The following is a 14,037-nucleotide window of genomic DNA, read 5'->3' as shown; positions in this document are numbered from 1 at the left end:
TGCCATCCGGCGCTAGAGTTGCACTCGCTCGATTCTCGCCGGTAGCCCTTGGCGCACAGACGCTCCTGAGACCCAGTCCAGCCAGGTATTGGCCACCTGACGCGTCGGGTCGGCAAAACCCAAATCGTTAATATTAATCCCCGATTTAATCTTTTCATCAAACGCCATCGGCTCTCCGTCAAGCGTATGCTGTGCTGCCCCCATTTCTTTATGTCCGTAGCCATGTTCAATTGCGATAACGCCCGGCATAACGCCGTTGAGCAGGCTGACCTGCGCTTGTGCGTGTCCACCCGGCGTGATGATGCGCACCGTGTCGCCGTGTGACACACCATAACGCGCGCCGTCCTGCGGGTTGAGCGCCACCAGATTCACAGGCTTGAGATGGTGAAGACGTGGGATCACCGCCGAGGCGCTGGACATGGTATTGGACTTAAAGGAGATCATCTTCAGTGGCCATTCCTGCTGCGGAAACAATTCGTCCACCGAACGCCCGTCGGACAGGCGGGAAGGATACCAGGCCGGACAGCCGCTGTAGCGCTCGCCGGTGATCGCATGGCGGTGTGCGGCGACATCCGCGTTCCAGATTTGCAGAGGTGTCTCCCACGCATTACCGACGCGGTTATCGGTGCGGCCACTCTTATCTGGCGCAAAACGACCACCGCGCGAGTAGACAAACGCCACGCGACGAACTTCGTCGGCTTTTAGCGTGTCGGTGATGACCGGCAGGATCCGCGTCACGCCGGTCAGCGAGATATCTTCCGGCGCGGCTTCGGCGACCGGCGCCTTACCCATAAACGCAATGTTGGCGGCCAGTCGCAGGTAGTAATCTTCCGCGCGGTTCAGCGGATAGTGATTGCCCTGCGGATCGGTAATGGCGTTATCGCCAAAGCCCGGCAGCCCAATGCGTTTTGCCACCGCGATGCAAAATGACTCCATGGATGCTGGTTGGCCGTCGGCGGTTTTGCTGGTGGCGGGTGCAACAATCGGCCAGCGGGCGGTGGTGGCCTTGCTCGCCACGCCTGCCCACGGGGCGCTGAATCCCCAGCTTTCGAAGTTGTGGGTATCCGGGACAATATAGTCCGCCAGCGCGGTGGTTTCGTTCATAAAAGCATCAATGGCAATAAACAACGGCAGACGCGCCGGATCTTTGAGCTTTTCTTCCGCCACGCCACGCAACCCCGCAATGCCGTAGAACGGGTTAGTCATGTTGGAGATCCAGGCTTTTAGCGGATACGGATAGCCTTCGAGCGCCGAGACGAGTAATTCGGTCAACTGCCCGGCGACAAACGGATACCATGGGGCTTTCGCCGGGAAGGGCGATTGTCCGGCAGCCACTTTATTACGGTACTCTTCCGAGGATTCATAGGCGGTTTTACTGCGCGCGATGCTCAGGCCTTTCGGCTTCACCTTTCCGGCGAAACTGTCCATATTGTAGCGCGGTCCGTCAGTGGCACCGTTGAATTTACCGCCGCCCACAAAGACCCCGCCTTCGAGGCTGAGGTTGCCAATCAGCGCATTCAGCATCATCACCGCCCAGGCGTTGTAAAATCCGTTGCCTGCCATCATCCCGCCGTGGGTGATCACCGCCGCTTTACGCCCGTGACGGGTAAAGGCGTCCGCCAGCGCGCCTATTTTTGCCTCCGACACGCCGCACTGCTGGCTGTATTGCGCCAGTGACAGCTTTTCGGCAGACTCTTTCAGACGCTGGAATCCGCTTTTGACCGTCACGGTTTGCCCGTCGGCCAGCGTTACTTCGCGGGTCACGAACAGCTGTGCGCGTTGACAGCTGCTGGCTGCTACCATGTCACCGGCCTCGTTAACGGCCAGCGGTTCGCCAGGCGCGTCGGTGTTCAGATGGGCGAGCGTGAGATGCTGTCCGGCAAGCGTTGGGATCTCATCGGTAATCACCAGATGCGTGGCGTTGGTCCAGCTTTTTTCTCCGGCCTGTTGCATGGCCTGGACACCAGGGATGGCGAGGTAATCGGCGTTGTAACGCTGCTTTTCGATGATCCAGCGGATCATTCCCATTGCCAGCGCCGAGTCGCTCCCCGGGTGCACAGGCTGCCAGTGACCGCGATCGTCAGCCAGTACCGTGGTTAATGGCAGGGCGGGTGCGACAACGACATACTCGAAATCATTGCGTAAGCGGGCGCTGGCGAGTTGGCGAGCCTGGCGCTTAAACGGGTTGCCGGACTGCGCCGGGGAGGTGCCCATAAATAACGCGAACTCAACGTTATCCCAGTCCGGTTTGACGTGGGTGTTTTTATCCAGATCGCCCATTAGCGCGCCGGAACCGGCCCGATACGCTAGCCCACAATACGCACCGTGCGCGCCGAAGTTTTTACTACCAAAACTGTTCAGTGCGAAACGGCGGATAAACGTATCGCGTCCCTCGTCGCTGGTATTGGTGACCAGCAGTTGATTGGATTTCGGGCCAAAGCCGGGGTGCTTAGCATCTAACGGGGTGATGGGGTCGTGGATGGCCCGCAGGCCGTCAACGTGACCTTCACCAAACAGGTCGCCGCCTTCCACCACCTCTTTGATGAGCTGTTCAAAGCTGATGCGCTGCCATTTACCTTCGCCACGTTTACCGACGCGCTTCATCGGCTCCAGAATTCGCAGCGGGCTGTACAGGCCTTCGAGCAGGGTTGCGCCCCGGGCGCAGGCGGTGGAACGCGCATCAAGACCGCTTTCGCCCGCCAGTTGTTCCATTGCCGTGGCAAACGGAACCGACGAATCAATGTGATGTTCATGCGACAGTGGGTGGTAGGGGTTGCCCGCAATGCGCAGAACTTTCCCCGCTTTGCTGTCGACGCGGACCCGCACACCGCACTGGGTCCAGCAGCCGAAGCACTGGGTCATGGCGATCACCTGCTGCGGATCCTGCTGCCAGCGCGGTTGGGCGTTGGCTTCGGGGATCAGCGCATTGCCGAAGATGCGATCGCGGGTGATTTTCCCCGAGGTGCCATCCAGCAAACCGTCAATCGCGCGCTTTGCCACATCCCGATAACTCAGGCCAAAGGTCACCATCCCGCCAACGGCGAGACCAACTTTAAGCCACTGACGACGGGTTAAATTAGCCATGTTGCATTCTCCTTGCGATCGCGTTGAGGCCTTCATGAACAATAATGAGTAGCGCAACCCACAGGCCAAAGGTGCCTACAATGGCCAGCCAGCCATCTGTGCCGCCGGGCAGGGAGTACGGATTGAATTGCGCGTTAAATTTGGGGATGGTCTGCACCTGAATCAGTATCGTCCAGCGCATCAGCCAGCACAGCGCCATGGCGCTGAAGGCCAGCGTAATGCGCAGCGGTAATGACGATGGGTGACGTAACACCCATCCGCAAAGTGCCAGTGAGACAGCCCACAGCACTACCCAGCCGATGGCGTAGTGCCGTGCAGACGCGGCGACATCCAGCCACTGGCGAATCGCCGACCCGGAAAGCGTATCGCCGCTCACCCACCACGCCATCACAATGGCCAGGGCGATCAACGTGACAATCTGCCCCCATGCCAGTTTGCGCGGTAGTGTGCTGTCGCGGTTTATGCTGGCGATAAGCAGGGCGAAGAAGGTTTGCAGCGCGCTGAGGAACATCGCCAGCGGGAAGGCATAGCTGAACCAGATGGGACGCGCCTGCACGACGGAGACTTCGCGGCCGGTATACACCAATAATCCAATGGCTGAGAGCGCGCTGCCCACAGCTAGCCATTTAGTGACGCTGTAACTTTTATGCGTAAACCGTTTGACCTGCTGCGCCAGAAACCACAGCCCGAGAAACCCGGTGAACAACGGTAAAAACAGTGCCCCCCACGGCATCCATGACCACGGTGTCGGATAGGCATAGAAATGCCAGACGCGCGCGGTCTGGTGCAGATCCGCGGTCAGCGCCAGCGGGGCGGTGATGGCACAGGTCAGGGCGATCAGCAGCGTCAGGTTTTCTAGCTGCGGCTGCGCTTTTTTACGCCAGTGGAGCACGCAGGCGAACAGCGCCGCGCAGGCGGCAATGCCAATGAAAAAGAAATACTGTACCGCCCAGGGCAACCAGCTTATTTCCTGCGGATGGGCCAGCACCTCTTCGATAATCAGTGAATGGGTCATTTAAACCTCCTGCCACAGAGCGGGTTGAGCACGTCCCATCAACGGGGTGACGAAGGCGTCATCTAGCCCCAGATAGAACACGTGAGGCGAGGTGCCGCTTTCCGGTTTCAGGACTTTGATGGTGTCATGGTGTTCGTGCAGCATGCGTGAAATCCGGCTGTGCGGATCGTTGATGTCGCCAATGATGCGCGCGCCGCCCACACAGGACTCCACGCAGGCCGGGAGCAGCCCGGCTTCCAGGCGGTGCACGCAAAATGTGCATTTGTCGGCGGTCTGCGTTTCATGGTTAATAAACCGAGCATCGTATGGGCAGGCTTGCACGCAGTAGGCGCAGCCCACACAGCGCGTATTGTCGACCACTACAATGCCATCTTCGCGCTGAAAGGTGGCCTGCACGGGACAAACGGGCACACAAGGTGGGTTATCGCAATGGTTACACAGGCGCGGCAGCAGCACGTTGGTGACGCTTTGCTGACCCTCAACCTGTACCTGATACTGGTTGACGTTGGTACGAAACGCGCCCTGAGGCGTCTGGTTTTCAATGGCGCAACTGACGGTACAGGCCTGACAGCCGATACACCGCCGCAGATCAATCAACATGGCGTAGCGATGCTGGCGCGACCCCTCGTGGCGTTCTGGCGAGAAGGGAAACTCGGCCTGAGCCAGGGGAACCAGGGATGCGCCTGCGGTCAGAACGCCCAGTTGCTGGAGAAACTGCCGTTTACTGCTGTCCATATTTTCTCCCGTCACAATGCAACAACGAAACATTGGTCACGCCGTTGGTTTGCGTGTGATGAATAAAGAATCTTGATGATTTACAGTGTAAAAATCGTGGCGGGGGGTACTCTATTGTGGTTAACCACATACCCGGCTTGTTGTTGATCTAAAACAACATAAATGACAGGGATAATGGCGTGAGATGTAAAGTAGTACATTGCCTGACGGTGCTGGCAGCGTTGTGGATGCTGAGCGGAGCGGCCTGGGCGCAGACATGGAACATTGGCGTCTTAGCCATGCGTGGGGAGGTCACCACACGTAATCACTGGCAGCCGCTGGAAACCCTGCTGAATCAGCAAATCGCCGGTGAACGGTTTCATATTCAACCGCTGGACCTGCACCAGATGCAAGATGCCGTGAACCGGGGAACCGTGCAGTTTGTGGTGACCAATCCGGCGCAGTTTGTGCAGTTAAACAACCGCGCAGCGCTACGCTGGCTGGCATCCTTACGCTCCACCCGCGGCGGAAAAGCGACCAGCAATGTGATTGGTAGTGCGATCCTAGTCAGGCGTGACGGAGAGATCGCGTCGGCACACGATCTGATCGGCAAAACGGTTGGGGCGATCGATGCCCAGGCATTTGGCGGCTATTTGCTGGGTTATAAAGCGCTTATCGATGCGGGATTGCGCCCGGAGCGCGATTTGCGCCTGAGGTTCACGGGTTTTCCTGCCGATGCGTTAGTGTATTTATTGCGTGAGAAAGCCGTTCAGGCCGTGATTGTGCCGGTGTGTCTGCTGGAAAAAATGGATGAAGAAGGGCTGATCCATAAAGCCGATTTTAAGGTGGTGCTCAACCATCCGACGTCGATTCCCTGCCTGAGCAGCACGCCGCTTTATCCTGACTGGTCCTTCGCCGCACTGCCTGCAGTGAGTGATGAACTTGCCGATCGCGTCACCCGGGTTCTGTTTAATGCACCACAAGATGCGCCTTTTCGCTGGGGAGCTCCCGCCTCGACCCGCGAGGTCGAAACGTTACTACGTGACGTTCGTCAGCACCCGCAGCAGCGTCAACTGTGGCTGGATATCAAAAGCTGGTTTATCCAGCATCAACTGGTAATGGGGGCAGCAGCGGTGGTTCTGCTGTTGCTCACACTCAACTACATCTGGGTGATGCTGTTGGTCCGTCGTCGCGGCAGGCTGCTGGAGCGTAACAATGTACTGTTGCGCAAGCAGGAGCAGGCACTGGAAACCGCGCGTCAGATGAGCGTCCTCGGCGAGATGACGTCCGGGTTTGCCCATGAACTTAACCAGCCGCTCTCGGCTATCCGTCACTATGCGCAAGGCTGCCTGATTCGCCTGCGCGGTCAGGATCAACAGCATCCGCTGTTACCTGCGCTTGAACAGATAGATGCTCAGGCACAGCGGGGGGCCGATACGTTGCGCAATCTGCGTCTGTGGGCCAGCCAGGCCCAGGGCAATCCAGTAATGACGGATGACTGGCAGGCGATCAACATCCGTGATGCTGTCCACCACGTGTGGCAATTATTGCGTATGACACAGCAATTCCCTGACGTCACGCTGCAAACGACGGTCAGCGCAAACTTAACGCTGACGCTGCCCAGCGTTCTGCTGGAACAAGTACTGGCAAATCTGGTGCTTAACGCCGCTCAGGCAGGGGCCAGCACGGTGTGGTTTACCGCTCAACATGAGGACGACGGTATCAGCATACAGGTACAGGATAACGCCGGGGGAATCGATGAAACTCAGCTTTATCAAGCGTTCCAACCGTTTATGACTACCCGCAAAGAAGGAATGGGGCTGGGATTGGTCATATGCCAACGCCTGGTTCGCTATGCCGGCGGCGAGATTAGCATCAACAATCAACAGGCTCCAGATGGTCGGGCGGGTGTCGCGGTAAGATTACATTTTAAGCCAACACAGAAAGGGGGCGATTGTGGCGATCATTCATCTGCTGGATGACGATGTAGCCGTCACCCAGGCCTGCGCATTTTTACTGGAAAGTCTGGGATACGAGGTCCGGTGCTGGCAGCACGGAGAAACCTTCCTGGCCGAGGTCAATCTGCATCAGGTCGGGGTTGTATTGCTGGATATGCGTATGCCGGGACTGGATGGACAAGGTGTACATGACGAGATGCTACGGCGCGGCAGCACGCTGGCGGTGGTCTTTCTTACCGGGCATGGCGATGTACCGATGGCGGTCGCGCAAATGAAACGTGGAGCGGTCGATTTTCTGCAAAAGCCGGTTTCTGCCGGACCACTTCAGGTCGCGTTGGAACATGCTCTGCAGGTTTCCATTACGGCATGCACGCGCCATGAGATTGTCGCTTGCTACCAACAGCTTACCCCAAAGGAACGCCAACTGGCCGGTCTGGTGGCACAAGGGTTGATGAACCGGGAAATCGCAGATGCAATGAATATTGCGGTCCGTACCGTTGAGGTTCACCGGGCAAGAGTGATGGAAAAAATGCAGGCGGGGAGCCTGGCTGAGCTGGTTCACCGACTCCAGCAGGTTCTGTAGATTCATGACAGTTATTTGATTTTCATTGATTTTTTGTCTAATAAGCCAGACTGATATATGCTGTTGGTTTGAGCTAATGACGAGCAGGCAAATATGGGTAATCAGACCAAAGATGACGAACTGTACCGCGAGATGTGCAGAGTTGTTGGTAAAGTAGTACTGGAAATGCGCGATCTGGGACAAGAGCCTAAGCATATCGTCATTGCCGGTGTACTGAGAACCACCCTCGCCAATCAGCGTGTGCAACGCAGTGAGTTAGAAAAACAGGCCATGGAGACGGTGATTAAAGCGTTAGCCGGTTAATCCTGAAAAGGGCGGTGGAGAAAGGCTACCGCCCTGTAATTCTGCCACGGTATTCTATCAATATATATAATTCATCTTTGAAAATAAAAAGTGTAGAAAAATGTATTTGTCGTTATGTATTATATTATATATCGATTAAAACAAACGCTTATATTTGGAGGTGTAATCACAAATATTTGTAATGCAGATGAAATGCTATTTCAACCTGCCTTAATGATAATAAATATCACTCCGCATTAATTATTCTCCTTCCCGTTTTTACTTGATAACGATCAAGGTTACAGGCTATGAATAACCACATTATTTATCCGCCTAACCCTAAAGGGTTATTCCTATCTTGAGGGTAAAGATTCACTCCGTTTAACCACCGTCATTGATGCGATCAGGTTAGGGCAAAAATATCACGTGTTGTCGGCAACATCAGTGGCCCGATTTGGCCTGCCCGGCGCGTATAAACATGAGCACTGGATGTGTTGCTGCTACAGCGTTTGCGAAGAGGATGCGAAATAAATGAACCAGGTTGATCGTCCATTTTTAGATTGTGGTTTAACGCGACTTGAATTTCTGCGGATATCAGGAAAAGGTCTGGCAGGGTTAACCATTGCCCCCGCACTGTTATCACTTTTTGGCTGTAAGCAGGAAGATGTCGATAGCGGCACTGTCGGGCTGATTAACACGCCGAAAGGAGTGTTGGTGACGCAACGCGCACGCTGCACAGGATGCCACCGCTGCGAAATTTCCTGTACGAATTATAACGATGGCGCCGTTGGCACCTTCTTTTCCCGTATCAAAATCCATCGCAACTTTTTCTTTGGTGACAACGGTGTCGGTTCCGGTGGCGGGCTATACGGCGATTTAAACTACACCGCCGATACCTGCCGCCAGTGCAAAGATCCGCAATGTATGGCTGTCTGCCCGATAGGCGCAATTACCTGGAAACAGGAAGACGGTTGTATTGCGGTGGATCACAAGCGCTGTATTGGCTGTAGCGCGTGTACCACGGCCTGTCCCTGGATGATGGCGACCGTGAATACCGAAACTAAAAAATCCTCGAAATGTGTGTTGTGTGGGGAATGCGCCAATGCTTGTCCGACTGGAGCATTAAAAATTATCGAATGGAAAGAGATTACCGTTTGATGGATCGCAGGCTTGCCTGATACGCGTCATTAATTGCCAAAAAAATTGCCGCTATGTACGGAAATGCGGCCAGCAAAATGACGGGTATATCTATTAAACCTTCTAGCAAAGGAAAACATGATGGCTAATGGTTGGACAGGTAATATTTTACGGGTCAATCTCACGACGGGTAATATCACCGTGGAAGATTCCAGTAAATTTAAAAAATTTGTCGGTGGGATGGGCTTTGGTTATAAAATTATGTACGACGAAGTCCCGCCAGGCACAAAACCTTTTGATGAAGGGAATAAACTGGTTTTCGCCACCGGTCCCCTCACTGGCTCGGGCGCACCCTGCAGTTCACGCGTCAATATCACCTCATTATCAACCTTTACCAAAGGTAATTTAGTCGTTGATGCCCATATGGGCGGCTTCTTTGCGGCACAAATGAAATTTGCCGGCTATGACGCGATTGTGATTGAAGGTAAGGCGGCATCGCCTGTCTGGATCAATATCAAAGACGACAAAGTCAGCATCGAAAAAGCTGACTTCCTGTGGGGCAAGGGTACACGCGCTACGACCGAAGAAATTTGTCGCATCACCAGCCCGGAAACCTGCGTCACCGCCATCGGTCAGGCGGGAGAAAATCTGGTACCTCTGTCCTGTATGATCAACAGCCGCAACCACAGCGGCGGTGCTGGCACCGGTGCGGTGATGGGCTCGAAGAACCTGAAGGCCATTGCGGTTGAAGGCACAAAAGGGGTCAACATCGCCGATCGCAAAGAGATGAAGCGGCTGAACGATTACATGATGACCGAGCTTATCGGCGCTAACAACAACCATGTGGTGCCGAGCACGCCACAGGCGTGGGCTGAATATTCATCGCCAAACTCACGCTGGACGGCGCGTAAAGGGCTGTTCTGGGGCGCGGCGGAAGGCGGCCCGATTGAAACGGGGGAAATCCCGCCAGGCAACCAAAATACCGTCGGCTTTCGTACCTACAAGTCGGTGTTCGATCTCGGACCGGCCGCAGAAAAATACACGGTCAAAATGAGCGGCTGTCACTCATGCCCGATTCGCTGTATGACCCAGCTCAACGTCCCGCGTGTTAAAGATTTTGGTGTACCGAGTACCGGTGGTAACACCTGCGTGGCGAACTTCGTGCACACCACGATTTTCCCGAACGGCCCGAAAGATTTTGACGAGAAAGATGATGGCCGCGTGGTGGGGAATCTGGTTGGCCTGAACCTGTTCGACGACTACGGTATCTGGTGTAACTACGGGCAATTGCACCGTGATTTTACCTACTGCTACGCCAAAGGCGTTTTTAAACGCGTGCTGCCGGCTGAAGAGTATGCCGAGATCCGTTGGGATCAGCTGGAAGCGGGCGATCCTAATTTTATTAAAGATTTCTACTACCGCCTGGCGCATCGCGTCGGCGAACTCAGCCACCTTGCAGATGGGTCATATGCCATTGCCGAACGCTGGAATTTAGGCGACGAGTACTGGGGCTATGCCAAAAACAAATTGTGGTCGCCGTTTGGTTTTCCTGTTCACCATGCTAACGAGGCCTCGGCACAGGTGGGGGCGATCACCAACTGCATGTTTAACCGTGACTGCATGGCGCACACCCACATCAACTTTATCGGCTCTGGTTTGCCGTTGAAATTACAGCGTGAAGTGGCGGGTGAGTTGTTTGGCTCACAGGATGCCTACGACGAAACAAAAAACTACACCCCAATCAACGCCGCCAAAATTAAATATGCCAAATGGACGCTGCTGAAGGTCTGTCTCCATAACGCCGTCACGCTGTGCAACTGGGTCTGGCCGATGACGGTGTCGCCGCTGAAGAGTCGAAACTATCGTGGGGATCTGGATCTGGAAGCGAAATTCTTCCAGGCGGTAACCGGTGATGAAACAACGCAGGCAAGCCTGGATCTCGCCGCCGAGCGTATTTTTACGTTGCACCGTGCCTATACAGTGAAACTGATGCAAACCAAAGACATGCGCAATGAGCACGATCTTATCTGCTCTTGGGTCTTCGACAAAGATCCTAAGATCCCGGTGTTTACCGAAGGGACCGACAAAATGGATCGGGAAGATATGCGCCAGTCATTGACGATGTTCTATCAGGAAATGGGCTGGGACCCGGAACTCGGCTGCCCAACACGTGAAACCCTGAATCGCCTCGGTCTTGAGGATGTGGCAGCCGATCTGGCTGCGCAGAATCTGCTGCCGGCGTAAGGAACGCGAGATGACTAACGTGAGCGACGTTCTGGTCGCCGATGAGGAAGCGTGTATAGCGCTTCCTGATGAGGTGGATAGCCAAAAACGACAGTGGCTACAGGCGTTACATCCGGCCGTAGAGCACAGCAACACGCCGCAGGTCGAAGAGCCGGTGACGGCGGAGTCGATAATGGCGGATTTTATCCGCCAGCACTCCACGTCGGGCCAGTTGGTGGCGCGCGGTGTGTTTTTGCAGCCACCTTATTCAATGTCTGAAACAGACCTTACGCTGCTGCTGGACGCCATGCATGAGCAGGCGGGAAGTGCGGATATTACCTGCGTGCAGGGTGCGGAAGATGTGTATTTCTACTCGACGCAGACCATGACGGCTAACTATGCCGACATGTGCGTGCAGGTGGTGGAAAACGATATCTGCCGGGCGATCGCCGAGGCGGTGCGCTTTGACTGCCGAACGTATCCTCGCCCGTATAAGGTCGCCATGCTCGGACAGTCGCCGTATCACTTTGCACCTCAACAGATAGCCGCGGCGCTGACCGCCATGGAAACGCACCCGGATTACGCAGATATACGCGTTGTGGAAGCGTCGAATGCGGAACCTTATCTGTTTAGCGAGCGCCTTATGCGCTACGGCAAGGCGTACGGCCTGTGTGAATGGCTTGAGGTTGAGCAGTACCAGAACCCCTGAATTGATCAGGTAAATGTCATGGAACGTGTGGACGATCACTGTCACAGCATTAGAGGATAACCCGATGTCCTTCACCCGACGAAAATTTGTCATTGGCATGGGGACGGTGATTTTTTTCACCGGCCCAGGCCAAACCTTGTTAGCAAGTACCAAAAATACGCAAGCGGTTCGTTATGTCATGATTCATGATGAGTCATTGTGCAACGGCTGTAATATTTGTGCCCGAGCGTGCAGAAAAACCAACCATGTTCCAGCCCAGGGTAGCCGTTTGTCGATTGCCCATATTCCGGTGTCGGATAACGACAACGAAACCCTGTATCACTATTTCCGCCAGTCCTGCCAGCATTGTGACGATGCGCCCTGTATTGAGGTGTGTCCGACCGGTGCTTCCTGGCGCGATGAGAATGGGATTGTGCGGGTTGACGCCGCGCGTTGCATTGGCTGTAGCTACTGCATAGGGGCCTGTCCTTATCAGGTTCGCTATCTTAATCCGCAAACCAAAGTGGCCGACAAATGTGACTTCTGCGCCGAGTCACGTCTGGCAAAAGGCTTCCCGCCTATCTGCGTGAATGCGTGCCCGGAACATGCGCTGATATTTGGGCGTGAAGATAGTCCGCAGGTTCAGGCCTGGCTGCGCGAAAACAAGTTTTACGAGTATCAGCTGGCAGGTGCCGGGAAACCCCATCTGTATCGTCGGTTCGGTCAACATTTGATTAAAAAGGATAATGTATGAACGCGTCGCAGAATGCCGAACAGTTTCATGCGCAACTGGCGCAGTACGTCCCCTTGTTTAAGCCCGACTACTGGCCCGTCTGGCTGGTGGCTGCCGGGGTAATGCTGGTGGGGATGTGGCTGGTGCTGGCGCTACACGCCATGTTGCGCTTTCGCTCTGCCAATAAAGCGTCAGCCGGGCACGGTGAGAAAGTTTATCTGTACTCTAAGGCGGTCCGCCTGTGGCACTGGTCGAATGCGCTGCTGTTTTTACTGCTGCTGGGCAGTGGCCTGGTCAACCACTTTTCTGCCGTCAGCGCCCCGGTAATGAAAAGCCTGCATGCTGTGCACGAAATCTGTGGCTTCTTGCTGCTGGCGTGCTGGATTGGCTTTGTGCTGATCAACCTGATCGGTGGCAACGGGCATCACTATATGATTAAACGCCAGGGCTGGATTGGGCGGGCGCAACGACAGACGCGGTTTTATCTGTTTGGCATTATGCAGGGTGAGGCACACCCGTTCCCGGCATCCACGCGGTCTAAGTTCAACCCGTTACAGCAGGCGGCCTATGTCGGCGTAATGTACGGACTGTTACCGCTGTTGCTGATTTCTGGTTTGCTGTCGCTGTATCCGCAAGCGGTGGGCGATCTGTTCCCGGGTGTGCGTTACTGGTTGCTGCAGGCGCACTTTGCGCTGTCGATAGTGAGTCTGTTTTTCATTTTTGGACATCTTTATCTCTGCACCACGGGACGCACACCGGGCGAAACCTTCAGGTGCATGGTGGATGGCTATCATCGGCATTAAGCAATGATGATAACCTCTAGTGACTTACGGGCCTGGCGCGTCGGGCCCGTGTTGTACCGCTGGTTTCTGCGTTCGTTTCCGGACGGTGGCAGCTATGCGGATGTTCACCGTGCGCTTGAGCGAGAGGGTTTCGGCGACTGGGCGGACAGCCTCGTGGAATATGGCTGGTCTAAATGGTTGGATGAAGCACGTTTTGTGCAGCAGGATATTTTCGCGATGGCGCGTTTAGCCAGCCCGCAAACGGCAGACGACAACGGCAGACAGCTGGCGAGTGCAACGGACAGCGACAGCCTTGGCAGTGCAGGTGATAACGTCAAAATCGCCAGCGCCGGGTACGCCGCACAGATTGCCAGCGCGGGGTACAGCGCCCGCATTGGCAGCGTGGGGTACAATACGCATGTCGGCAGCTCCGGCAATCGCAGCAGAATTGCGGTTGCGGGAAATTCCACGCGCGTCAGCAGCGTGGGAAACGGCACGCGCATCGCCAGTACCGGCATGCGTGTGCGTATCAGTTCGTTGGGCGAGCGCAGCCGTATTGCCAGCAGCGGCGATCTCACGCAGATCGCCAGCTTTGGCCCTGAGTCAAAGATTGCTAACTGTGCTGACAATGTGCACATTATTGCCAGCGGTGAAAATGCGGTCGTTGCCAGTACCGGCGAGGTCGATTCAATCATTCTCGGCCCCGGTGGATGTGCCGCGCTTGCCTATCACGACGGGGAGAGAATGCGGTTTGCCGTTGCCATCGAGGGTGAGAATAATATCCGTGCCGGTGTGAAATACCGGCTCAACGACGACCACCAGTTCGTGGCCTGTTGAG

Annotated in this window: 12 protein-coding genes; 9 read left to right on the top strand and 3 right to left on the bottom strand. The window is 55.3% G+C overall.

The features are described from left to right. Positions 1-12 precede the first annotated feature (12 nt). Genes ttrA through ttrB form a run of 3 tightly spaced genes read right to left on the bottom strand, consistent with a single transcriptional unit; the run spans position 13 to position 4,834 of the window. Entirely contained in the window at positions 13-3,084 is a 3,072-nt protein-coding gene (gene ttrA, locus AC3ITF_RS11700; RefSeq protein WP_489175678.1) for a tetrathionate reductase subunit TtrA, read from the bottom strand. Continuing rightward, a complete protein-coding gene (ttrC, locus tag AC3ITF_RS11695) occupies positions 3,077-4,099 on the bottom strand; it encodes a tetrathionate reductase subunit TtrC (protein ID WP_117343027.1) in 1,023 nt (340 codons plus the stop codon). Before ttrC ends, ttrA begins: the two co-directional genes overlap by 8 nt. After that, a complete protein-coding gene (ttrB, locus tag AC3ITF_RS11690; RefSeq protein ID WP_217439024.1) occupies positions 4,100-4,834 on the bottom strand; it encodes a tetrathionate reductase subunit TtrB in 735 nt (244 codons plus the stop codon). A gap of 179 nt (positions 4,835-5,013) precedes the next feature. Here ttrB and ttrS point away from each other — a divergent pair, with 179 nt between their 5' ends. From ttrS to ydhT, 9 genes are all read left to right on the top strand, one after another. Next, positions 5,014-6,795: a tetrathionate respiration histidine kinase TtrS gene (gene ttrS / locus AC3ITF_RS11685; protein ID WP_137400047.1), complete on the top strand. Its 1,782-nt coding sequence runs from the start codon at positions 5,014-5,016 to the stop codon at positions 6,793-6,795. Next, the gene (gene ttrR, locus AC3ITF_RS11680) at positions 6,770-7,354 is read left to right on the top strand and encodes a tetrathionate respiration response regulator TtrR (protein ID WP_115258621.1); all 585 of its coding nucleotides are present in this window, start codon (positions 6,770-6,772) and stop codon (positions 7,352-7,354) included. The genes ttrS and ttrR overlap by 26 nt, the downstream gene beginning before the upstream one ends. A 93-nt stretch (positions 7,355-7,447) precedes the next feature. After that, complete coding sequence (gene fumD, locus AC3ITF_RS11675) at positions 7,448-7,657, top strand: fumarate hydratase FumD (protein ID WP_096757203.1); 210 nt, start codon at positions 7,448-7,450, stop codon at positions 7,655-7,657. Positions 7,658-8,167: 510 nt separating this feature from the next. Then, positions 8,168-8,794, top strand: coding sequence for a ferredoxin-like protein (locus AC3ITF_RS11670; RefSeq protein ID WP_096757202.1), 627 nt, complete (start codon positions 8,168-8,170; stop codon positions 8,792-8,794). A gap of 120 nt (positions 8,795-8,914) precedes the next feature. Then, the gene (locus AC3ITF_RS11665; protein ID WP_115258620.1) at positions 8,915-11,017 is read left to right on the top strand and encodes an aldehyde ferredoxin oxidoreductase; all 2,103 of its coding nucleotides are present in this window, start codon (positions 8,915-8,917) and stop codon (positions 11,015-11,017) included. 10 nt (positions 11,018-11,027) lie between these two features. Beyond that, positions 11,028-11,705 carry a YdhW family putative oxidoreductase system protein gene (locus AC3ITF_RS11660; RefSeq protein ID WP_489175677.1) on the top strand — a complete coding sequence of 226 codons (678 nt, stop codon included), beginning with the start codon at positions 11,028-11,030 and terminating at the stop codon, positions 11,703-11,705. A gap of 64 nt (positions 11,706-11,769) precedes the next feature. Beyond that, a complete protein-coding gene (locus AC3ITF_RS11655) occupies positions 11,770-12,438 on the top strand; it encodes a 4Fe-4S dicluster domain-containing protein (RefSeq protein ID WP_096757199.1) in 669 nt (222 codons plus the stop codon). Beyond that, positions 12,435-13,220 (top strand): thiosulfate reductase cytochrome B subunit, encoded by a 786-nt coding sequence (gene phsC / locus AC3ITF_RS11650; protein ID WP_489175676.1) that lies wholly within the window; start codon positions 12,435-12,437, stop codon positions 13,218-13,220. The genes AC3ITF_RS11655 and phsC overlap by 4 nt, the downstream gene beginning before the upstream one ends. A 3-nt stretch (positions 13,221-13,223) precedes the next feature. Continuing rightward, positions 13,224-14,036 (top strand): protein YdhT, encoded by an 813-nt coding sequence (gene ydhT, locus AC3ITF_RS11645; protein ID WP_117343031.1) that lies wholly within the window; start codon positions 13,224-13,226, stop codon positions 14,034-14,036. Position 14,037: the final 1 nt, after the last annotated feature.

This window comes from Citrobacter sp. KH_055_1 (genome assembly GCF_057838705.1).
Note: the sequence above shows the minus strand (reverse complement) of the source record. Positions and strands in the feature narration are given on the sequence as shown.

Coding starts and splice junctions, on each gene's coding strand:
- fumD (WP_096757203.1), top strand. CDS start 7,448: ATGGGTAATCAGACCAAAGATGACGAACTGTACCGCGAGATGTGCAGA.
- ttrA (WP_489175678.1), bottom strand. CDS start 3,084: ATGGCTAATTTAACCCGTCGTCAGTGGCTTAAAGTTGGTCTCGCCGTT.
- AC3ITF_RS11670 (WP_096757202.1), top strand. CDS start 8,168: ATGAACCAGGTTGATCGTCCATTTTTAGATTGTGGTTTAACGCGACTT.
- AC3ITF_RS11660 (WP_489175677.1), top strand. CDS start 11,028: ATGACTAACGTGAGCGACGTTCTGGTCGCCGATGAGGAAGCGTGTATA.
- ttrC (WP_117343027.1), bottom strand. CDS start 4,099: ATGACCCATTCACTGATTATCGAAGAGGTGCTGGCCCATCCGCAGGAA.
- AC3ITF_RS11655 (WP_096757199.1), top strand. CDS start 11,770: ATGTCCTTCACCCGACGAAAATTTGTCATTGGCATGGGGACGGTGATT.
- ttrB (WP_217439024.1), bottom strand. CDS start 4,834: ATGGACAGCAGTAAACGGCAGTTTCTCCAGCAACTGGGCGTTCTGACC.
- AC3ITF_RS11665 (WP_115258620.1), top strand. CDS start 8,915: ATGGCTAATGGTTGGACAGGTAATATTTTACGGGTCAATCTCACGACG.
- phsC (WP_489175676.1), top strand. CDS start 12,435: ATGAACGCGTCGCAGAATGCCGAACAGTTTCATGCGCAACTGGCGCAG.
- ydhT (WP_117343031.1), top strand. CDS start 13,224: ATGATGATAACCTCTAGTGACTTACGGGCCTGGCGCGTCGGGCCCGTG.